General features: G+C 70.1%; 22 protein-coding genes. 17 read left to right on the forward strand and 5 right to left on the reverse strand.

Annotated elements, in window-relative coordinates; genetic code table 11:
* Positions 1 to 20: 20 nt before the first annotated feature.
* Entirely contained in the window at positions 21 to 1,832 is a 1,812-nt protein-coding gene (locus FK531_RS12245; protein WP_142099688.1) for a hydroxysqualene dehydroxylase, read from the reverse strand.
* A 151-nt stretch (positions 1,833 to 1,983) separates the two neighbouring features.
* On the opposite strand from FK531_RS12245, the gene FK531_RS12250 reads away from it, so the two are divergent.
* The 3 genes from FK531_RS12250 to FK531_RS12260 all read left to right on the forward strand — a co-directional run bounded on the left by FK531_RS12250 (position 1,984) and on the right by FK531_RS12260 (position 4,865).
* A complete protein-coding gene (locus FK531_RS12250; RefSeq protein WP_181762948.1) occupies positions 1,984 to 2,739 on the forward strand; it encodes a phosphoglyceromutase in 756 nt (251 codons plus the stop codon).
* A gap of 189 nt (positions 2,740 to 2,928) precedes the next feature.
* Entirely contained in the window at positions 2,929 to 4,179 is a 1,251-nt protein-coding gene (locus FK531_RS12255) for a sensor histidine kinase (RefSeq protein ID WP_181762949.1), read from the forward strand.
* Positions 4,176 to 4,865: a winged helix-turn-helix domain-containing protein gene (locus FK531_RS12260; protein ID WP_142099694.1), complete on the forward strand. Its 690-nt coding sequence runs from the start codon at positions 4,176 to 4,178 to the stop codon at positions 4,863 to 4,865. The genes FK531_RS12255 and FK531_RS12260 overlap by 4 nt, the downstream gene beginning before the upstream one ends.
* A gap of 31 nt (positions 4,866 to 4,896) precedes the next feature.
* Here the strand turns inward: FK531_RS12260 and FK531_RS12265 are convergent, their stop codons facing one another.
* Positions 4,897 to 5,718 carry a DUF3109 family protein gene (locus FK531_RS12265; RefSeq protein WP_142099696.1) on the reverse strand — a complete coding sequence of 274 codons (822 nt, stop codon included), beginning with the start codon at positions 5,716 to 5,718 and terminating at the stop codon, positions 4,897 to 4,899.
* A 66-nt stretch (positions 5,719 to 5,784) separates the two neighbouring features.
* Between FK531_RS12265 and FK531_RS12270 the strand changes: the two genes are divergently transcribed.
* Genes FK531_RS12270 through FK531_RS12280 form a run of 3 tightly spaced genes read left to right on the forward strand, consistent with a single transcriptional unit; the run spans position 5,785 to position 8,816 of the window.
* Entirely contained in the window at positions 5,785 to 6,735 is a 951-nt protein-coding gene (locus tag FK531_RS12270) for a Ppx/GppA family phosphatase (RefSeq protein WP_142099698.1), read from the forward strand.
* On the forward strand, positions 6,732 to 7,949 hold the full coding sequence (locus tag FK531_RS12275) for an Rv0497 family membrane protein (protein ID WP_142099700.1): 1,218 nt from the start codon (positions 6,732 to 6,734) through the stop codon (positions 7,947 to 7,949). Before FK531_RS12270 ends, FK531_RS12275 begins: the two co-directional genes overlap by 4 nt.
* Before the next feature lie 12 nt (positions 7,950 to 7,961).
* Positions 7,962 to 8,816: a sugar phosphate isomerase/epimerase family protein gene (locus FK531_RS12280; protein WP_181762936.1), complete on the forward strand. Its 855-nt coding sequence runs from the start codon at positions 7,962 to 7,964 to the stop codon at positions 8,814 to 8,816.
* A 17-nt stretch (positions 8,817 to 8,833) separates the two neighbouring features.
* On the opposite strand, the gene FK531_RS12285 is transcribed toward FK531_RS12280, so the two are convergent.
* Positions 8,834 to 9,250, reverse strand: a complete 417-nt coding sequence (locus tag FK531_RS12285) for a hypothetical protein (RefSeq protein ID WP_142099702.1) — start codon at positions 9,248 to 9,250, stop codon at positions 8,834 to 8,836.
* Between the two features lie 101 nt (positions 9,251 to 9,351).
* On the opposite strand from FK531_RS12285, the gene FK531_RS12290 reads away from it, so the two are divergent.
* The 7 genes from FK531_RS12290 to FK531_RS12320 all read left to right on the forward strand — a co-directional run bounded on the left by FK531_RS12290 (position 9,352) and on the right by FK531_RS12320 (position 14,816).
* The gene (locus tag FK531_RS12290) at positions 9,352 to 9,990 is read left to right on the forward strand and encodes a MerR family transcriptional regulator (RefSeq protein WP_142099704.1); all 639 of its coding nucleotides are present in this window, start codon (positions 9,352 to 9,354) and stop codon (positions 9,988 to 9,990) included.
* Positions 9,990 to 10,850 (forward strand): thioesterase family protein, encoded by an 861-nt coding sequence (locus FK531_RS12295; RefSeq protein WP_142099706.1) that lies wholly within the window; start codon positions 9,990 to 9,992, stop codon positions 10,848 to 10,850. The genes FK531_RS12290 and FK531_RS12295 overlap by 1 nt, the downstream gene beginning before the upstream one ends.
* A 30-nt stretch (positions 10,851 to 10,880) precedes the next feature.
* Entirely contained in the window at positions 10,881 to 11,696 is an 816-nt protein-coding gene (gene proC / locus FK531_RS12300; RefSeq protein ID WP_142099708.1) for a pyrroline-5-carboxylate reductase, read from the forward strand.
* A 195-nt stretch (positions 11,697 to 11,891) separates the two neighbouring features.
* Entirely contained in the window at positions 11,892 to 12,161 is a 270-nt protein-coding gene (locus tag FK531_RS12305; RefSeq protein ID WP_142099710.1) for a helix-turn-helix domain-containing protein, read from the forward strand.
* A gap of 225 nt (positions 12,162 to 12,386) precedes the next feature.
* Entirely contained in the window at positions 12,387 to 12,488 is a 102-nt protein-coding gene (locus tag FK531_RS12310) for a 30S ribosomal protein bS22 (RefSeq protein ID WP_003402602.1), read from the forward strand.
* Positions 12,489 to 12,726: 238 nt separating this feature from the next.
* The gene (locus FK531_RS12315) at positions 12,727 to 13,797 is read left to right on the forward strand and encodes an NAD-dependent epimerase/dehydratase family protein (RefSeq protein ID WP_246098124.1); all 1,071 of its coding nucleotides are present in this window, start codon (positions 12,727 to 12,729) and stop codon (positions 13,795 to 13,797) included.
* Entirely contained in the window at positions 13,794 to 14,816 is a 1,023-nt protein-coding gene (locus FK531_RS12320) for a lysophospholipid acyltransferase family protein (RefSeq protein ID WP_142099712.1), read from the forward strand. Before FK531_RS12315 ends, FK531_RS12320 begins: the two co-directional genes overlap by 4 nt.
* Here FK531_RS12320 and FK531_RS12325 read toward each other — a convergent pair.
* On the reverse strand, positions 14,813 to 15,340 hold the full coding sequence (locus FK531_RS12325; RefSeq protein ID WP_142099714.1) for a GNAT family N-acetyltransferase: 528 nt from the start codon (positions 15,338 to 15,340) through the stop codon (positions 14,813 to 14,815). The genes FK531_RS12320 and FK531_RS12325 overlap by 4 nt on opposite strands.
* Before the next feature lie 20 nt (positions 15,341 to 15,360).
* A complete protein-coding gene (locus FK531_RS12330; protein ID WP_142099716.1) occupies positions 15,361 to 16,347 on the reverse strand; it encodes an HAD family hydrolase in 987 nt (328 codons plus the stop codon).
* A 149-nt stretch (positions 16,348 to 16,496) separates the two neighbouring features.
* Between FK531_RS12330 and FK531_RS12335 the strand changes: the two genes are divergently transcribed.
* The 4 genes from FK531_RS12335 (at position 16,497) to hemC (ending at position 20,193) form a co-directional block, all read left to right on the forward strand.
* Positions 16,497 to 16,757, forward strand: a complete 261-nt coding sequence (locus tag FK531_RS12335) for a glutaredoxin family protein (RefSeq protein ID WP_142099718.1) — start codon at positions 16,497 to 16,499, stop codon at positions 16,755 to 16,757.
* Between the two features lie 144 nt (positions 16,758 to 16,901).
* Positions 16,902 to 17,792 (forward strand): redox-sensing transcriptional repressor Rex, encoded by an 891-nt coding sequence (locus tag FK531_RS12340; RefSeq protein ID WP_142099720.1) that lies wholly within the window; start codon positions 16,902 to 16,904, stop codon positions 17,790 to 17,792.
* A complete protein-coding gene (locus FK531_RS12345) occupies positions 17,789 to 19,204 on the forward strand; it encodes a glutamyl-tRNA reductase (RefSeq protein WP_142099722.1) in 1,416 nt (471 codons plus the stop codon). Before FK531_RS12340 ends, FK531_RS12345 begins: the two co-directional genes overlap by 4 nt.
* Positions 19,201 to 20,193, forward strand: a complete 993-nt coding sequence (gene hemC / locus FK531_RS12350) for a hydroxymethylbilane synthase (RefSeq protein ID WP_142099724.1) — start codon at positions 19,201 to 19,203, stop codon at positions 20,191 to 20,193. Before FK531_RS12345 ends, hemC begins: the two co-directional genes overlap by 4 nt.
* Positions 20,194 to 20,241 lie beyond the last annotated feature (48 nt).

The raw sequence follows: 20,241 nt of genomic DNA on the forward strand, positions 1-20,241 counted from the left end.
ACCAGTGTCCGCCGACCCGGTCAGGTCTGCAGGATGTGCGGCAGCCCCGCCGCGTACCGCTGCGCGTCGAGTGCCCGCATCGGCGCCAGCTCGGCCGGTTCGTGCAGCCGGTACATCGCGCACGGCGGGGCGGGGGAGTCGGCAGCCTCGAGCAGCGCGTTCACCGCCGCGCGCGCGGACTCGTTCGCCGACTCCATCGTTGCCAGGTCGATGTCGGTGCGTATGTAGTCCCCGGCCAGGAACAGGTTGGGAATCGCGGTTCGCGCGTGCGGGCGGTGTTCGAGCGAGCCGACGGTGTTGACCAGCAGCGGCGTCGCGTTGGTGTTGGCTGACCGCCCCGGATCCCAGGCCACCCCGGGGTCGAGGAACCGGTGCACGACGTCCTCGTCGCGCAGCATCGGGGTCGGGCCGTCGTTCACGCTGCGCTGCATCTGCGCCCAGGTCTCGGCGAAGATTTCCTCGCGGCTGCACCGCTTGGCAGGTTTGCCGTACAGGATGCCGGGACTGTCCCAGTCGGAGATGTCGACCGACAGGCAGTCGACCGCGCTGCCGTCGCCGTACCGGGCGGCGAAGTCGCCGCGCCAGAACTGCGCCTGATTGATCGAGGTGAGTGCCCACGGCGAACCGAGATAGGCGACATGGCCGTCGGAGAGGGGGGCGGAGCGGCGCAGGAAGAACTGCACCCCCACCATCCAGTCGACGACGAGTTCGCGCATGCCCGCCAGTGTGGGGTCGGCGTCGAGGAGCTGCGGCGTCAACAGCTCCACCGCCCGCTCGACGGGCATGGCGCTGACGTACCAGTCCGCCTCGATCGCGGACGCCCGACCGGTCTCGTCGACGACGCGGGCGCCGCTGATCCGGCCGCCGGCCATCTCCAGTCCGACGATCTTCTTGCCCATCTCGAAGCGCACCCCGATCCCGCGCAGCATCGCCGCCCACGGGTCGATCCAGGCCTCGTTGGTCGGGGCGTTCAGCAGCCGGTCCAGATGCCCGTACTCGGGCACGACGCCGGCCGCGTTGAGCACGAAGGCCTGGCCGATCCGCCCGATCGTCCGGGTGGATGCCCGGTCAGGGCGGGCCGCGACCAGCTGCCGGGTCAGGGCGGAGACGAGCACGGTGCGGTACGCCTGCGACTTACCGGCGACCTCGAGTGTCTGCGCCCACGTCTGGTGCTCCCATTCCCCGTCGCGGCGTTCGATGCTGCTGGTCAGGAACATTACGAGTTTCTTCAGGAAGACCGACATCTCCGGTGCCGGGACGCTCGTGCCCATCGTGAACATCGCGGTGAGCGAGTCGCGCAGCACGTCCGCGTTGTACATCTCGAGGCGGGTCGGCGCACCGGGCGCGGGCATCATCAGGTCGGGCCCGCCCGCCACCGACATCCGGAAGCCGCCGGCCGCGACCAGGTTGTCGAACACGCCGTTCGGGTTCCCGGGAAACGGGATGCGGTGCATGGTGTCCGGGATGTGTTGGTAGAAGCCGGGAAAGAAGCGGAAGCCGTGCTCGCCGGGCAGGTCGCTGCGCCCACCGGTCCCGGTGCCCGGCGCAGTGATGCTGCGGGCCTTGCCGCCGAGCGCGGTGGGCTCGTAGACGGTGACGGTGAAGCCGCGTTCGGCGAGCTCGTGCGCGGCGGTCAAGCCGGCCATGCCGCCGCCGAGGACCGCGACCGACCTGCCGCCGGTGCGCAGTGCCGGCGTGGCGTGGGCGGCCCGCCCGGTGGCCGTCAGCAGGTTCACCGCCCCGATTCCCGCCAGCGCGCCGATGCCGGTCAGTACCGCCCGCCGGCTCAGACCGACGTTCACCTGGTCGTGCCGAAGATTGCGATCACGCATGTCGTACCCCCGTAGGACCGTGCGATGCGTGACAACAACTGTTGTCACGCATCCACATCTATCCCATGGAGCGGGATCCGCGGTGGTGACACACCGAACCGGGTCCGGCGGTTCCGACGGCGCGACGACCGTCGGCCGCGCGCATGTCAGGATTGTCGCCATGAGTACCGGAACCCTTGTGCTGCTCCGCCACGGCGAGAGTGAATGGAACGCGATGAACCTGTTCACCGGATGGGTGGACGTGCCACTGACCGACAAGGGCATCGGTGAGGGCAAGCGCGCAGGCCAGCTCCTCAAGGAGCACGACCTGCTGCCCGACGTGCTGTACACCTCGCTGCTGCGCCGCGCGATCAGCACCGCGAACATCGCCCTCGACGCCGCCGACCGGCACTGGATCCCGGTCGTGCGCGACTGGCGGCTCAACGAGCGGCACTACGGCGCGCTGCAGGGCAAGAACAAGGCGCAGACCAAGGCCGAGTACGGCGACGACCAGTTCATGCTGTGGCGCCGCAGCTACGACACGCCGCCGCCGCCGATCGACGCGGGTAGCGAGTACAGCCAGGACGCCGACCCGCGGTACGCAAACCTCGAGCAGGTCCCGCTGACCGAGTGCCTCCTCGACGTCGTCAAGCGGCTGATCCCGTACTGGGACGACACCATCTCCCAGGATCTGCTCGCAGGCAAGAACGTGCTGGTCGCCGCGCACGGCAACTCGCTGCGCGCGCTGGTCAAGCACCTCGACGGGATCTCCGACGAGGACATCGCCGGGCTGAACATCCCCACCGGCATCCCGTTGCGCTACGACCTCGACGAGAACCTGCGCCCGCTGAACCCGGGCGGCACCTACCTCGATCCCGAGGCCGCCGCGGCCGGTGCGGCAGCGGTCGCCAACCAGGGCGCCAAGTAGCACCACACCCCCTCGGCCCGGCCTCCGCACGCGCGGGAGCCGGGCCGTGCTGTTTCCGGTCGAACGGCAGGTGAACGGGGGGGAAACGGGGTCCGGCGGGCCCGTGACGTGCTGTGAAATGCCTCAACCCCGCGCCGACCCGGGTTTTCGCGGCCGTACGATTTGGGGGTGAGTGTTGTTCAGGCCGTCATGCTGGCCCTGGTCGCTGCCGTGGGTGGCTACCTGGTCGGTGGTGTCCTGATCCCCCAACTCAAGACCAGATACACCAGGCGCGAATCCGAACAGGCCGGGCTGACCATGTCCCAGGTGCTCGACCTGATCGTGCTCGCCTCCCGTAGCGGCATCGCCGTCGTCGACCGCTTCCACGACGTGGTCCTGTTCAACCCGCGGGCCGAGGAACTGGGCCTGGTCCACAACCGCACGGTCGAGCCGAGGGCCTGGGCGGCGGCCAACCAGGTGCTCGACACCGGTGAGCCCGTCGAGGTGGACCTGAGCATCAAGAGTCCGATTCGCGGTCGCGGCAAGGTTGCCGTGCGCGGCCTGGCCCGACTGCTCAGCGAGCAGGACCGCCGATTCGTGGTCCTGTTCGCCGACGACGACTCCGAGCAGGTCCGGATGGAGGCCACCCGCCGCGATTTCGTCGCCAACGTCAGCCACGAGCTCAAGACCCCGGTCGGGGCGATGGGACTGCTGGCCGAGGCCCTGCTCGAGTCCGCCGACGATCCGGCATCGGTGCGTCACTTCGGCGAGCGGGTGCTCGGCGAGTCCAAGCGACTCGGCAACATGGTCGGCGAGCTCATCGCGCTGTCGCGGCTGACCGGTGCGGAGAAGCTGCCCGACCTCGAACCGGTGGACGTGGACGAGGTGATCGACGAGGCGCTGCGCCGCTCGAAGGTCACCGCCGAGACCGCCGGCATCACCGTCACCACCGACCGTCCCAGCGGGCTCGAGGTCCTCGGCGACCGCGCCCTCCTCGTCACCGCGCTGTCCAACCTGGTGCAGAACGCGATCGCGTACTCGGCCGAGGGCTCGTCGGTGTCGGTGAGTCGGTCGGTGCGCGACGACGAGGTGGCCATCGCCGTCACCGACCGTGGCATCGGCATCGCGAAGGAAGACCAGGAGCGGGTGTTCGAGCGCTTCTTCCGGGTGGACAAGGCCCGGGCCCGCTCGACCGGCGGCACCGGGCTGGGCCTGGCGATCGCCAAGCACATCGCGGCCAATCACAACGGCTCCATCACGCTGTGGAGCAAGCCCGGTACCGGGTCGACGTTCACGCTGCTGGTGCCCGCTCACATCGAACCGGACGACGAGGCGGGCGAATTGCCGCCCGCGACAACCGTGTCCGGCTTCGGCGCCACCGTTCCACCAGTCAAGACCGCATCGACAACCCACACTGCGCGGCCCAGACCGGCCGCGACGAATATGGAGGCCAACCGGTGACGAATGTGCTGATCGTGGAGGACGAGGAGTCGCTGGCCGACCCGCTGGCGTTCCTGCTCCGCAAGGAGGGCTTCGAGGCCACCGTGGTGTCGGACGGACCGTCCGCCCTGGCGGAGTTCGACCGCTCCGGCGCGGACATCGTTCTGCTCGACCTGATGCTGCCGGGGATGAGCGGCACCGACGTGTGCAAGCAGCTGCGCGCCCGCTCCGGGGTCCCGGTGATCATGGTGACCGCCCGCGACAGCGAGATCGACAAGGTCGTCGGGCTCGAGCTCGGCGCCGACGACTACGTCACCAAGCCGTACTCCGCGCGTGAGCTGATCGCCCGGATCCGGGCGGTGCTGCGTCGCGGCAACGACAACGACACCGATGCCGCGCTCAGTGACGGCGTGCTGGAGGCAGGTCCGGTGCGGATGGACGTCGACAGGCACATCGTGCTGGTCGGCGGCCAGACCGTCACCCTTCCGCTCAAGGAGTTCGACCTGCTGGAGTACCTGCTGCGCAACTCCGGTCGAGTGCTCACCCGCGGGCAGCTGATCGACCGGGTGTGGGGCGCGGACTACGTCGGCGACACCAAGACGCTCGACGTGCACGTCAAGCGGCTGCGCTCGAAGATCGAGTCGGACCCGGCGAAGCCGGAGCACCTGGTCACCGTGCGCGGGCTCGGTTACAAACTGGAGTCCTGATCCGGCCCGCCGCCGGCCCCGGCAGCTGTCGTCAGCTCTCTGGGTCGGTGGCCAGGCGCGCCGACCGCGTCGCCGCCTTCGCCTCGCGCGCGGCCGTCGTGGCCGGATGCACCGCGATCAGACCGAGGCCGGCCCGGCGACGGCAGTGCTTGACCAGTTCCTCGTAGGCGGGCGCGCCGAGCAGTTCGGTCAGTTCCGGCCCGTAGCTCTGCCACACCGGTTTCGTGCCGACGTGCGCGTCGGGTGAGCCCGAGCAGTACCAGTGCAGCTCCTCGCCGCCCTCGCCCCAGCCGCGGCGGTCGTACTCGGTGATCGTGGTCTTGAGAATCTGCTCCCCGTCCGGGCGCTCGACCCAGTCCTGGGTCCGGCGGATCGGGAGCTGCCAGCACACGTCCGGCTTCACCTCGAGCGGTTCGATGCCCTTGCGCAGGGCCATCGAGTGCAGCGCGCAGCCGATCCCGCCCTCGAAACCCGGCCGGTTCAGGAAGATGCAGGCACCCTTGTACCGCCGCGTCCGCAGCGCGGGCTCGTCGTCGAGGTCGTCCTCCTCGACGTAGCCCTTCTTCCCGAGGCCCTTGTCCATGAACTGCCAGTCCTGCTCAGTGAGCATCGTCACGGACCGGTCGAGCTTGTCCCGGTCGTCGGCGTCGGAGAGGAACGCGCCGTGCGAGCAGCAGCCGTCGTCGGGCCGGTCCGCGACGGTGCCCTGGCAGGCGGGGGTGCCGAACACGCAGGTCCAGCGCGAAAGCAGCCAGGTCAGGTCCGCGACAATGACGTGCTCCGCGTTCGACGGGTCGACGAATTCGATCCATTCGCGCGGGAAGTCGAGGTCCACTTCGGGGGTCGGGGTCATCTTTTCCGAGGGTGGGGTGTTGCCTGCTGTCACAGTGCCAGACGGTAGACCCAGTACCGTGGTCACGTGCGGTTAGGGGTACTCGACGTCGGAAGCAACACTGTCCATCTCCTCGTGGTGGATGCCCACAGGGGTGCGCATCCCACACCGATGAGTTCAACCAAGTCCACCCTGCGGCTCGCCGAGAACACCGACGACGGCGGTGACATCACGAAGTCGGGCGCGGATCGCCTGGTCGCGGCGGTCGGCGACTTCGCCTCCATCGCGTCCTCCTCCGGGTGTGGTGAGCTGATGGCGTTCGCGACCTCCGCGGTGCGCGACGCGAACAATTCCGAGGCGGTGCTGGCCCGGGTCCGCGCCGAGACCGGCGTCAACCTGGAGGTCCTCTCCGGGGTGGACGAGGCCCGCCTGACCTTCCTCGCCGTGCGCCGCTGGTACGGCTGGAGCGCCGGACGCATCATGAACTTCGACATCGGTGGTGGCTCGCTGGAACTGACCTCCGGCGGCGACGAGGACCCGGACGTCGCGTTCTCGTTGCAGCTCGGTGCGGGACGGCTGACCCGGGACTGGTTGCAGGGCGATCCGCCCGGAAAGCGGCGGGTCGCGGTGCTGCGGGACTGGCTCGACGCCGAGCTCGTGGCACCGGCGAAGGCGCTGCGCGCGGCCGGGGACCCGGACCGGATCGTCGGGACGTCCAAGACGTTCCGGTCGCTGGCGCGACTCACCGGTGCCGCGCCCTCCGCCGCCGGACCGCGCGTGCAGAGGACACTGACGGCGAGCGGTTTGCGTCAACTGATCGCGTTCATTTCGCGGATGACGACGGCCGACCGCGCAGAATTGGAAGGTGTGAGCGCCGACCGGTCGCAGCAGATCGTCGCCGGCGCGTTGATTGCGGAGGCGAGCATGCGGGCACTGTCGGTGGATTCCCTGGAGATCTGCCCCTGGGCGCTGCGGGAGGGCCTGATCCTGCGCAAACTGGACACAGAGATGGGCGGAGAATTGGTGGTGACGAGATGAGCGAGGGTTCGGAGAACACCGGCCAGATCTCGGTCGCGGAGCTGCTCGCCCGCAACGGTCAGCAGGTCGAGTCGCGCGGTGGCCGTCGGCGTCGAGGTGTTGCCGGCGGAATCAGCGTGGCGGAGCTGACCGGCGAGATTCCCGTGATCAAGGAGCGGGCCGTCGACCGTTCTCTGCCGGAGCCGACACCCGCGCCGGCGCCCACGCCGGTTCCCATACCGGCACCCGCGCCGGCTCCCGCCGTCGCGGTGACCCCGACCCCGACCCCGACTCCGACAGTGCTGCCGTCGGCGCCGAAGCTCGGTTCGTTCGAGCCTTTGGCCGACACCCCCTCGCAGTACCTGACCCCCTCGGCGCCGAGCGTGGAGCCGTCGACCCCGACTCCGGACCTGCCGCCCCAGTACCGGGCGGCCGCGCCGGCCCCCGAGGTGGTCGACCGCACGCAGGCGATTCCCGCACTGCGCAGGGCGGTCCTGGCCAAGGCGGACGCGGATCGCAAGGCCGCGGCCGCGCGCACCGCTGGCCAGGGCGCGTCGAAGGCCGAGTCAGCCGCGCCGAAGGCCCCCAACTTCGGCGCGTCGACCTTCGGCGCCACGGTGAGTCCGGCGGAACAGACGCCCGCCGTCGAGCCGAAGGAAGCGGACAAGCCGCCGGTTCGTTCCGGTTTCGTGCCCTACACCGGGACCGCGAGTCGCGAGCCCGCCCTGCTGTCCGGGTCGAGCCTCGAGGGTGACCTGATGCGGCAGGCCAGTGAGCGCAGCGCCCGGAGTGAGACCCTCGACGAGGCGAAGGCGTTGGTGCACACCACCGGTGAGTTCCCGCGCATCACCGACGCCCCGCGCCGGGCCGCCTCCGTCACGCCTGCCTCCGTCACCCCCGCCGTCGACGAAGACGGTTCGGACGATGTGGCCGCCCTGGACGACGTCACGGACCGGCCGGTCGCCGCGGAGAGTCCGACCCGCCAGTGGGCGGTGCTGGCCGGACAGGCCGTTGTCGCCATCGTGGCGGGCGCACTGCTGTTCAAGGGCTTCGAGAAGCTGTGGGAGTCGCTGCCCTGGGTGGCGCTGGTACTGGCGGTACTGGTCATCGCGGGTCTCGTCGCGGTGGTCCGGATCCTGCGCCAGACCGAGGACATCCTGAGTCTGCTGATCGCGGTGATCGTGGGCGTGTTCGTCACCATAGGTCCGCTCGTCTTCGTGCTCAGCTCGAGCTGACGGAGGCACGGAGTGGCCCGCGACGGTGCACGCAGGATTCTGGTCGGGCTCTCGACGGCCTCGGTGTACCCGCAGAACACCGAGGCGGCGTTCGAGTTCGCCGCCGAACTCGGGTACGACGGCATCGAGCTGATGGTGTGGGCCGAGTCCGTGAGCCAGGACGTGAAGGCGGTGCAGGCCCTGGTCCGCAAGTACGCGGTCCCGGTGCAGGCGGTGCACGCGCCGTGCCTGCTCATCTCCCAGCGGGTGTGGGGTGCCGACCCCGTCGCCAAGCTGGAGAAGTCGGTGCGGGCGGCCGAGACGCTCGGCGCCCGGACCGTGGTGGTGCATCCGCCGTTCCGCTGGCAGCGTCGGTACGCGGAGGGGTTCGCCGACCAGGTGCGTGAGCTCGAGGGGCGCAGTGACGTGGCGGTCGCGGTGGAGAACATGTTCCCGATGCGCGCTGACCGGTTCTGGGGCCGCAAGGCGCGCTCGGCCGAACGGCTCGAGAAGCGCGGCGGGCCCGGACCGGGACTGTCGGCCTTCGCGCCGTCGTACGACCCGACCGACACCGGCCACGAGCACTACACGCTCGACCTCTCGCACACGGCGACCGCGGGGATGGACGCCATCGAGCTCGCGAACCGCATGGGTCGCGGGCTGACGCATCTGCACCTCGCGGACGGGCGCGGCGCCTCGGTCGACGAGCACCTCATTCCGGGCCACGGCACCCAGCCCTGCGCGCAGGTGTGCCGGCACCTGGTCGAGACCGGGTTCGACGGGCAGGCGGTGCTCGAGATCAACACCCAGAACGCCCGCACCCGCGCGGAACGGGCGTCGATGCTGGCGCAGTCGCTCAGCTTCGCGCGCGAACACCTCACGCGGTAGCGGCCGGACCCACCGGCTCAGAGCCCGGATACGCCCGCGGCGATCACAGCGACCCCCGAGACGACCAGCCCGAGGACCAGGACGGCGAACCCGGCCCAGACCGAGCGGATCCACCCGTTGGGGCGCTGTGGGTCGGTGCCGAGCACCGACAGGAAGAAGCCGGCCGGGACGAAGATCGCGGCGCACAGCACCAGGATCGAACCGACGGCCGACCACACCGGCCCGACCCCCGCGGCCTGGGTGAGCAACGCGACCACCAGACCGAGCGTGACCAGTACGCCTGCGTGCGCGTGCCCGGCCCGGAACATGGTCTTCTGCAGCGGGTTGGCGCCCTGTGCACCGGAGACGACTCTCAGCATGAAGGTGCCGCCGAACGCGATGCCCACCACGGTGAGCAGGGTGATGCCGACGACGAGGGTGAGTACGGGATCCATGACGGGCTCCTCGGGGCGGTAAGCTCCACTGATATTGGATATCTATACTATCCAATATTGGATACTAGAACTATCCAATATGGCCGTCAAGGGAGGTTTCGATGCGCGTCTCCGAGCTCGTTGAGCGCTCCGGGGTGCCCCTTGCGACGATCAAGTTCTATCTGCGCGAGGGTGTGCTCATGCCCGGCGAGGCGACCAGCGCCACCCAGTCCCGCTACGGCGAACAGCACGTACAGCGGCTCGCGCTGATCAAGGCGCTGGCCGGGGCCGGACTGCCGATCCACAAGATCCGCGCGATCGTCAGGCTCGTCGACGAGCCCGGCGACGACCTCTACGCAACGCTGGGGCGTGCCGTCGCGATGCTGCCCCCGTATCCGGACGGCGAGCGCGACGCCGACGGTGACTACCCGCGGGCCCGGCGAGTGCTCGAACGGCTCGGTCAGGTCTACGACCCGGACTTCCCGGCGGTCGCGCAGCTCGAACGTGCACTCAAGGCGGTCGAGGAGGTCGGCATCCCGATGACCGACCAGCGCGTCGACGCGTACGGCAGGCACATCATGGGCATTGCACGGATGGAACTCGACCTGATGCCGGCCGACTCCGCCGCGGCCGTCGAGTACGCCGTACTCGGCACCGCCGTCTACGAACCCGTGATCGCCGCGATGCGCCGCGTCGCCTACCAGGACATTGCGTCCCGAATCTTCCTGCGGGACATGCCCGAAACTCGAAAGGACATCTGATGCCCGAACCCACCACCGTGACTTCCACCCGACCGTTCGGGGAGTTGACCACACTCGCCGACCTCGGCGGCGGGGTGTTCGCGGCGACGATCGACGCAGTCTGGACCATCGGACCGAAGGTGCACGGCGGCTGCATGATGGCCGTCTGTGCCGCCGCGGCCCGCGACGCGATCCGCGCCGCCGGCGACGAGGCCGGCGTGATGCAGCCGGTGTCGGTGAGCGCGAACTACCTCGCCGCCCCCGACCCCGGCGAGGTCCGGCTCGTGACGACCGTGCGCAAGCAGGGCCGGCAGGTCTGTCTCGTCGACGTCGACCTGATGCAGGGCGATCGGATTGCGGTGTCCGCGGCCGTCACCCTCGGCATCCCGGACGTCGGGGCGCCGCGACACGAGGAGCCGTCGCGGGTGGCGGAGTTGCCGGTGGAGCCGCCCGCGGGCGCGGTCCACATCACGCCCGACCATCCGATGGGCCAGATCGTGCACGTCGCCAAGGGCTGCGACCTGCGCGTCGACCCGGACGCCGCGCGGTACCTCGCCGGCGAGCAGGGCGATCCCGTGAACCGGATGTGGGTGCGGCCGTTCGACGAGGACGAGGCCGACCCGGACACCGCAGTCCTGTTCGCCCTCATGCTCGGCGACATCAGCGCCCCGGTGACGATGAACCGCGGGATGTTCGGCTGGGCCCCGACGGTGCAGCTCACCACCTACCTGCGGCACCGTCCGGCGCCCGGCTGGATGCGCGTGCAGGCGAGCGCCACGGTGCTCGGCGACACCTGGTTCGAGGAGGACCATGTGGTGCTCGACGCGGCGGGCCAGACCGTGGTGCAGTCCCGTCAGCTCGCGATGATCCCGAAGGGCTGACCCCCGCCGGTGCATGGCAGGCTTGCCGCCATGACGAGAATTGCAGTGATCGGTGGCGGCCGGATCGGCGAGGCGCTGATCTCGGGACTGTTGAAGTCGGGTCGCGCGCCCAAGGACCTGGTGGTTGCCGAGCAGTACGCACCCCGCGCCGAGGAGTTGTCCGGTCAGTTCGGGATCCGGGCCACGACCATCGGTGACGCCGTCGAGGGTGCCCACGTCATCGTCATCGCGGTCAAGCCGACCGACGTCGACTCGGTGATGACCGAGCTCGGGTCCGTGGACCTCGACGGTGACGTCGAGCAGCTCCTCGTCACGCTCGCGGCCGGGCTTCCGACCGTCCGCTACGAGGCCAAGCTGCCCGCCGGCTTCCCGGTGGTCCGGGTGATGCCCAACACCCCGATGCTCGTCGGCGAGGGCGTCAGTGCCATCGCGGCGGGGCGGTACGCGACCGCCGAGCACATGGCGACGGTCCGCGAGATCCTGGGGGCGGTCGGCAAGGTCGTGACCGTCGCGGAGTCACAGATCGACGCCGTCACCGCGGTGTCCGGCTCGGGGCCCGCCTACATGTTCCTGGTCGCCGAGGCGATGATCGAGGCGGGCGTCGGTCTCGGGCTGACCCGGGCGACCGCGACCGAGCTCGTGGTCCAGACGATGGTCGGGTCCGCGGCGATGCTCGCCGGCTCCGGCGACTCCGCTCACGACCTGCGCGCGGCTGTGACCTCACCGGGCGGCACCACCGCCGCCGCCGTGCGCGAGCTCGAGCGCGGGGGAGTGCGGACGGCGTTCTACGAGGCTCTCGCGGCCGCGAAGAGCAGGTCTGCGGCGCTCGGCGCGTCGCCGGAATAGGGACTGCCGCGTCGCCGGCACAGAGACTGTCGCGTCGCCGGAACAGCCGCTGCCGCGTCGGCGGAATCGAAATTCGTTTACGCCCACCCGTCGCAGTAACCCCATCAGTCCCGCTAAGCTCGTTACAGCACGTGCGTGTCTGTTCCGCCGGAGGGGAAGCCGGCGGCGCGACACGTGCCGGAGGTATGCGGATTAATGGTGTCTACAAACAAGTCGACGCCGACGAACAAGTCGGCTCCGACAAGCAAGTCCAAGAGCTCCACCCCGGAAGGACAACCCGTCCTCGGCGGCACTCAGTTCCTCACCGTCGCCGAGGTGGCGACGTTGATGCGGGTGTCGAAGATGACGGTGTACCGGTTGGTGCACAGTGGTGAGCTGCCCGCCGTTCGGGTGGGGCGTTCATTCAGGGTGCACGCGAAGGCGGTGCACGACTACCTGGAGACCTCGTATTTCGATGCCGGCTGAGGGTCGGGATCGACACTGACCGACGGCCGAATCGATGCTCGGTTTCGATCGGGCACGGTGGCACCGGTACGATGATCACTTGTCGTGCCAGCCAGCCGGGTGTCGTCAGGCGCTGGGCTAGTCGAACGAGGCCACAGCGCCACGTTGGTGGAGAGTAGCTGTAACGCACGCGTACGTAACCGGCGTGCGCAGGAACGCTAGAGAAGAACGTGAGGGACACCCGCCATGGGTTCAGTGATCAAGAAGCGACGCAAGCGCATGTCGAAGAAGAAGCACCGCAAGCTGCTTCGTAGGACGCGCGTGCAGCGTAGGAAACTCGGCAAGTAAGCGGCCGAGTCCGCAGCTGAAGGGCTCGCGCCCGGACGATGCCCGTCACCTCGCGGTGGCGGGCATCGTTGCGTTCGGGGGCGACCTGGGCGCTCGTCCATCTGGCGGTCGTTTCAATGAGTCACAAAACGGTTGGTGGACAGCACGTTTCGGCATCGTAAAGTCTTTGAGCAGTCGCGTCGGGAACGGTTAGGCTCGCGGGGGAGCGGGTGGTTCAGTGACGAACAGGGGTGGCAGTGTGACAGTCGGTGATCGGCGGGTGGAACCGCCGGGAGTGGTACTGGTGACGGGGGCGAGCAGGTTCCTCGGGGGCTACCTGGTGACCAGGCTGGCCCAGGATCCGAACATCGAGCGGGTCATCGCCGTGGACGCCGTCTCCCCGAGCAAGGACATGCTCCGTCGGATGGGGCGCGCCGAATTCGTCCGCGCGGACATCCGCAATCCGCTCATCGGCAAGGTGATCCGCGGCGCGAAGGTCGACACCGTCGTGCACGCCGCCACCATCGTCAAGGCACCGAAGTCCGGCAGTCGCGCCGCGATGAAGGACATGAACGTGCTCGGCGCCATGCAGTTGTTCGCGGTCTGCCAGAAGTCGCCGGACGTGCGCAAGGTCGTGGTGCGCTCGTCCGGCGCCGTCTACGGCAGCAGCGCCAAGGACCCGGCGAAGTTCACCGAGGAGATGAGCGCGCGCACGCCTCCGCAGGGCGGTTTCGCCCGTGACACCATCGAGATCGAGGGCTACGCCCGCGGCCTCGGCAGGCGCAGACCCGAGATCGCGGTGTCGCTGCTGCGGATGGCACCGCTGATCGGTCCCCGCCTGCACGGCTCGGTCTCCCAGTACCTCAACTCGTCGGTGGTCCCGATGATCCTCGGCCGGGACGCCCGCATGCAGCTGCTGCACGAGGAGGACGCGCTCGCGGCGCTCGAACGGGCCACCGTGGGCGGCCCGGCGGGCACCTTCAACGTCGCAGGGGACGGCATGGTCATGCTCTCCCAGGCCATCCGGCGGGCGGGCGGCATTGCGGTGCCGGTCCCGTTCCAGCTGTTCCGCACGCTCGGGAGGGTGGTGATGGGTTCGTCGATGCGCCAGTTCACCACGGAACAACTCGAGTACTTCCACTTCGGTTGCGGCCTCGACACCGGGCGGATGCGTTCCGAACTCGGCTTCGAACCGAGGTGGACGACCCTGCAGGCGCTCGACGACATGATCAGCGGGGCCGGCTTCAGTCCGGTGCTCAGTCGGGACTGGTTGCAGTCGATGGAGACTGGACTGCAGAACCTCGTCGGGGCGGGCGGGGGTGCTCGATGAACGAGGTGGCGAAGGTGATTCCTCTGCACGGCGACTCGGCCCCACGTCGGCCCCGGGTCCGGACGCTGCGCGCCGGTCCGGACGGGGTGCCGAGCCCGACGCAGCTGTTCGCCTCCCGGTCGAGCCCGGCTCCGGACCCGTCGTCCCTGGCCGATTCCGTGCTGGAGTCGGCGCGCGGCCTGGTCGCCGACCAGGTGGTGGCGACGGCGGAGTTCATCCGACGCCGGCTGACCGGCGACTACCAGGTCGACGAGTTCGGTTTCGACCCGCACTTCGCCGAGAACGTCTGGCTGCCGCTGCTGCGACCACTGTTCGACTCGTGGTTCCGGGTGGAGGTGCGTGGGATCGAGAACGTGCCCGCCGAGGGTGGCGCGCTGGTGGTCGCGAACCACGCCGGCGTCGTGCCGATCGACGGACTGATGACCTCGGTCGCGATGTTCGACAAGCACCCCGCGCACCGACCGCTGCGGATGCTCGCCGCCGACCTGGCGTTCGAGATGCCGGTCGTCGGCAATATTGCCCGCAAGGCGGGCCACACCCTGGCGTGCAACCCGGACGCCGAACGGCTGCTGCGCGGCGGGGAGGTCGCCGCGGTGTTCCCGGAGGGCTTCAAGGGCATCGGCAAACCGTTCAGCGAGCGGTACAAGCTGCAGCGTTTCGGTCGCGGTGGATTCGTGTCCGCGGCACTGCGCACGGGTGTGCCGATCGTGCCGTGCTCGATCGTCGGGTCGGAGGAGATCTACCCGAAGATCGGCGACCTCAAGTCGCTGGCGCGACTGCTGGGCATGCCGTACTTCCCGGTGACGCCGCTGTTCCCGCACTTCGGACCGTTGGGCCTGATCCCGCTGCCGTCGAAGTGGTACATCGAGTTCGGTGAGCCGATCGTCACCGACTCCTACGACGCGGCCAGCGCGGAGGACCCGATGGTGCTCTTCGAACTGACCGACCACGTCCGCGAGACCATCCAGCAGACCCTGTACCGGCTGCTGGCCCAACGCCGGAACGTGTTCCTCGGCTAGAGGGTTCTGCGGAAGCGCACTTCGTCGACGTCGACGCCCCAGACGACCTCGTGCCGACGCGGGCCGTCGGGGCGCCATCCGTCGCTCCGGTACAACCGTTCGGCCCGAAGGTTGCCCGCGAGGACCCACAGGACGGCCTCGGCGTAGCCCCGACGGATCAGGCCGGCCCGGCCGGCCGACATCAGGGCCCGCCCGACGCCCGTGCCCCACGAATCCGGGTCGACGTGCAGGGCCATAACCTCGGCGGTCCCGGTCCCGGTCCCGGTCCCGGGCTCGGCATCGGCGGGCGCAGACCCAGTGGTGACGAATCCGGAGATGTCGCCCGACGCGTTCACCGCGACGGTGGTCAGCGGCCTGCCCGGGTCGGATTCGTCGAAGGTGTACCGCCGCGCTCGATCCTCGGCACTAAGCCCGTCCAGATACTCGGCGGAAAGCAGACCGCGGTACCCGGCCTGCCAGGCCCGGACGTGCACCCGCGCGACGGCGAGAGCGTCGCCGGGTCGTGCCGTACGCAGTGTTGTCATCGCGGTCGCGGCTCCGGCGGCTAGTGCCGCCGACGCCCGATCACGGCGGCCAATGCGCCACCGACCGCGCCGAGAGCGAGAGCGGTGGGCACGCCGATCTTCGCGGCCTTGCGTCCCGTGCGGTAGTCCCGGATCTCCCAGCCGCGGTTGCGGGCCAGTTCCTTCAGGTCCGCGTCCGGATTGATCGCGACGGCGGTGCCGACCAGCGAGAGCATCGGCACGTCGTTGTGGCTGTCCGAGTAGGCGGAGCAGCGCTTGAGGTTCAGGCCCTCCCGGACCGCGAGGGTGCGCACCGCGTGCGCCTTGCCCGCGCCGTGCAGGATGTCGCCGACGAGCCGGCCGGTGAACTTGCCGTCCTCCGACTCGACGACAGTGCCGAGCGCGCCGGTCAGTCCGAGCCGCTTGGCGATCACCTGCGCGAGCTCCACCGGGGTCGCGGTCACCAGCCACACCTGCTGGCCGGCGTCGAGGTGCATCTGGGCGAGCGCCCTGGTGCCCGGCCAGATCTTGTCGGCGATCAGCTGGTCGTAGATCTCCTCGCCGAGCCGGCTGAACTCCGCCGTCTCGCGGCCCGCGATGAAGGTGAGGGCCTTCTCCTTGCCGCTGGCGACGTCGTCGCTGTTCTCCTTGCCGGTGACCCGGAACTTCAGCTGCTTCCAGCCGAAGCGCGCCATGTCGCCGTAGGAGATGTACTTGCGGGCCGCGAGGCCGCGGGCGAAGTGGATGATCGAGGCGCCCTGGACCATCGTGTTGTCCACGTCGAAGAACGCGGCGGCGGTGAGGTCACGGGGGACCGCGGACTCGACGTCGATCCCGGCGCCCTCCTCGGCCGCCACCGACTCCGCCTCGTGCAGCGCGAGCGCGGCGTCGGCGCTGGCCTCGCCGGCCAAGTTGGCGCGCAGCTGTGCGTCGCTGGGGCCCAGTGGGTTCCGATTGCGTCGCCGACCGCCCGTACCGAGCCAGCCCGCGCCCAGTCCCGAACCCGTCGGCCCTGTCAGCCCAGGCACTCGTACCTCCCGTGTCGGCAATTGTGCGTAACCCTATCTTCCGTCTCGAGGGTGCACCGGCCGGATCGCCGGGGCGAGGGCTGGGCTGTGATGTCCGTCTCGGCTGGTGGCCCGGTCGGGGCGGGGTGGGGTGATGGCACAGTGGACCCATGACCGACCCCGCTCACACCATCACCCTGCTGACCCGAGACGGCTGCTCCTCCTGCGTGGCGGCCCACGATCAGTTGGTCCCATTGTGTGAGGAATTCGGCATTCCGCTCGAATCCGTCGACGTCGACGCGGCGGCGGTGACGGATCCCGAGCTTCGGGCCGAGTACGGCGATCGGCTGCCGGTGGTGCTGCTCGACGGCCGTGAGCACAGTTACTGGGAGGTCGACGAGGCGAGACTGAGGTCGGATTTGACAATCTGAGGCCGACCTGCGCGCCGCGACATTCGGTCGCCGCGCAGGTCGCGGCGGGTGTTGCCGGAATTGCGGCGACTTTGTGCAGAGCTTCACAAGCAGTTACCGTGGTGTGAACAGTCCCCCGGATCAACGTGAAGACCGGTCGTGTGCATGGCCGGACGAGGAGCCACGAACGTGACCGAACAGCACCAGCCGCATGGGTTCTCCGCCCGTGGCGTTGCCGGGGCTGACGGGGGCGCTCGCCCCGATCCGTCGCGACCGGATCCCTCGCGTCCCGACGCGACCGTGCGGGACCTGCCGCAGGCGACGGTCACCCGGCTCGCGGCCTACCTCCGGGTGCTCGGCGTGATGGCCGACGACGGCACCCTCATCGTCTCCAGTGAGGAACTCGCGACCGCGGCGGGTGTCGGCTCCGCGAAACTGCGCAAGGACCTCTCGTTCCTCGGCCCGAACGGTGTGCGCGGCGTCGGTTACGACGTCACCAAGCTGCGCGCCCGGATCGAGGCCGCGCTCGGACTCGACCGCGGCCACCAGGTGGTGCTGGTCGGCGTCGGCAACCTCGGCCAGGCGCTGGCCCGGTACGGCGGCTTCGGCAGGCGCGGCTTCACCATGGTCGGCCTGTTCGACCGGAACCCCTCGCGGATCGGCTCCGTCGTCGACGGGCTCACCGTGCGCGACGTCGCGGACCTCGAGTCCGCCTGCCGCGAACTGCACGCCACCATCGGGGTCGTCGCGACGCCCGACGACTCGGCGCAGGAGGTGTGCGATCACCTCGTCAATGCCGGGGTGCGCTGCATCCTGACCTTCGCGGCCTCGCCGCTTGATGTACCCAGGCACGTCGAGATCCGTCGAGTGGATCTCGCCGTCGAGATGCAGGTGCTCTCGTTCCACAGTGCGCGTAACGCCGAGTCCGAACCCGGCGCGGCCGCCGCGGCTGTCGGGCTCGGCGCTGCCCGCGCGACCACGGCTCGTACCGCCCCTGCACGCTCGGCTTCGACGGCTCTGGGTTCGACAAAGAATGGATCGGTGATCGCACCGTGAGTGTTCTCCTGGTCGGGATTTCGCACCGAAGTGCGCCCGTCTCCATCCTCGAGAAGGTCGCCGTCGGCGACACGGATCGACCGAAGCTGATCGACAAGATGCTGGCCTCGCCGCACATCTCCGAGGTCATGATCGTCTCGACCTGCAACCGGGTGGAGATCTACTCGGTCGTCGATGCCTTCCACGGCGCGCTCGCCACGGTCGGGGAGTTGCTCACCGAACACTCCGGACTCGACCTCGGCGAGGTCACCAAGCACGCCTACGTCCGCTACAGCGAGGCGGCCGCCGAGCATCTGTTCGCCGTCGCCAGCGGGCTGGACTCGATGGTGATCGGCGAGCAGCAGATCCTCGGCCAGATCCGCACTGCCTACGCGACCTCCGACAGCCAGAAGGCCGCCGGCCGGGTACTGCACGAGCTGGCCCAGCAGGCGCTGCGGGTCGGCAAGCGCGTCCACTCCGAGACCGGCATCGACCGGGCCGGCGCCTCGGTGGTGTCGGTCGCGCTGGACCGGGCCGCCGGACTGCTCGGCACGAGCAACGGGCATGACGGACTCGTGGGCCGCACCGCACTCGTAGTGGGCGCCGGGTCGATGGGCGGACTGTCGGTCGCGCACCTGACCCGGGCGGGCATCGGCCGGATCGTGGTCGCGAACCGCACCCGCGAGCGCGCCGAGCACCTGGCAGACACGGTCCGCGCCGCCGGTGTGGACGCGGACACCGTGGCGTTGTCCGATCTGACGACCGCCATTTCCGAGGCCGACGTGATGGTCACCTGTACCGGTGCGGTCGGTGCGGTGGTGACCCTCGCGGACGCGCACCTCGCGCTGGCGAAGCGGGTTCCCGCGCAGCGACCGCTGGTCATCTGCGACCTCGGACTGCCCCGCGACGTCGAGCCCGCGGTCGCCGGACTGCCCGGGGTGAGCCTGCTCGACATGGCGTCCATGCAGGCCGACCCGGCCGCCGGCGCGGCGGCCTCCGACGAGGATGCCGCGCGCGAGATCGTCGCCGGTGAGCTCGCGACCTACCTGGCGGGCCAGCGGCTCGCGGAGGTCACCCCGACCGTCACAGCGCTGCGCCAACGTGCCGCCGAGGTCGTCGAGGCCGAACTCCTGCGGCTCGGGACCCGGCTGCCGGGGCTGGACGATCCGCAGCGCGACGAGGTCGCCCGGACGGTGCGGCGCGTCGTCGACAAGCTGCTGCACGCCCCGACCGTGCGGATCAAGCAGCTCGCCTCCACGCCGGGTGGCGACACTTACGCGGCGGCCCTGCGGGAGCTGTTCGAGCTGGCACCCGGATCGGCGGAGGCCGTGGCCACACCGATGGAGCTCCGCGCGGTCGAGCTCGCCGACGACTTCACCGCCGCCCGCGAGAACGAGAACGCCCAGAACTGGTGGAAGGGGATGCAGGAATGAGTGCCCCGTCCCAGCCGGCCGCGCAGGCGGTCCCGAAGACCCTGCGCATCGGCACCCGTGGCAGTCTGCTGGCCACCACCCAGGCCGGCACGGTCCGCGACGCGTTGATCGCCGCAGGCCATCCCGCGGAGCTGGTGATCATCACGACCAAGGGTGACGTCACCGCGGGCCCGGTGCAACGGATCGGTGTCGGCGTCTTCGTCGCGGAGTTGCGCGAGGCGCTGCTCGCCGGCGAGGTGGACGTGGCCGTCCACTCGTACAAGGACCTGCCCACCGCACAGCCGGCGGAGCTGGCGATCGCCGCGGTGCCCCCTCGCGAGGACCCGCGCGACGCGCTGGTCGCCCGCGACGGTCTGGTGCTCGGGGAGCTGCCGCCCGGCTCGCGGATCGGTACCTCCGCGCCGCGCCGCCGCGCCCAGTTGCGTGCGCTCGGTCTCGGCCTGGAGATCGCTCCGCTGCGCGGCAACATCGACACCCGGCTCGGCAAGGTCGCGTCGGGTGAGCTCGACGCGATCGTGGTCGCCCGCGCCGGACTGTCGCGGATCGGCCGGTTGGACGCGATCACCGAGTCGCTCGAACCGGTGCAGATGTTGCCGGCGCCGTCGCAGGGCGCGCTGGCGGTCGAGTGCCGCGCCGACGATCCGACGCTGATCGCCGTGCTCGCGGAGCTCGACGACCCGGCCGCGCGCGCCGCGGTGGTCGCCGAGCGGGCCCTGCTCGCCGAACTCGAGGCCGGCTGCACCGCACCGGTCGGGGCGCTCGCCGAGGTCGTCGAGTCCATCGACGACGACGGTCGGGTCTTCGACGAGTTGTCGGTGCGCGGCTGCGCCGCCGCGGTCGACGGGTCGGACTCGATCCGCGCGTCGGCGGTCGGATCTCCGGCCCACGCCGAGGAACTGGGTCGGGCCGTGGCCCGCGAGCTCCTCGACCTGGGCGCGAGGGATCTGATGGCGGCAGCCGAGGCGGAAGAGGGGTCGACCGATGACTGATCCCACGCTCCGCTCGAAACCGGGCGCGCTGCCACCGCGCTGGCCCAC

The sequence above is a fragment of the Rhodococcus spelaei genome (assembly GCF_006704125.1).
Taxonomy (GTDB): Bacteria; Actinomycetota; Actinomycetes; order Mycobacteriales; family Mycobacteriaceae; genus Rhodococcus_G; species Rhodococcus_G spelaei.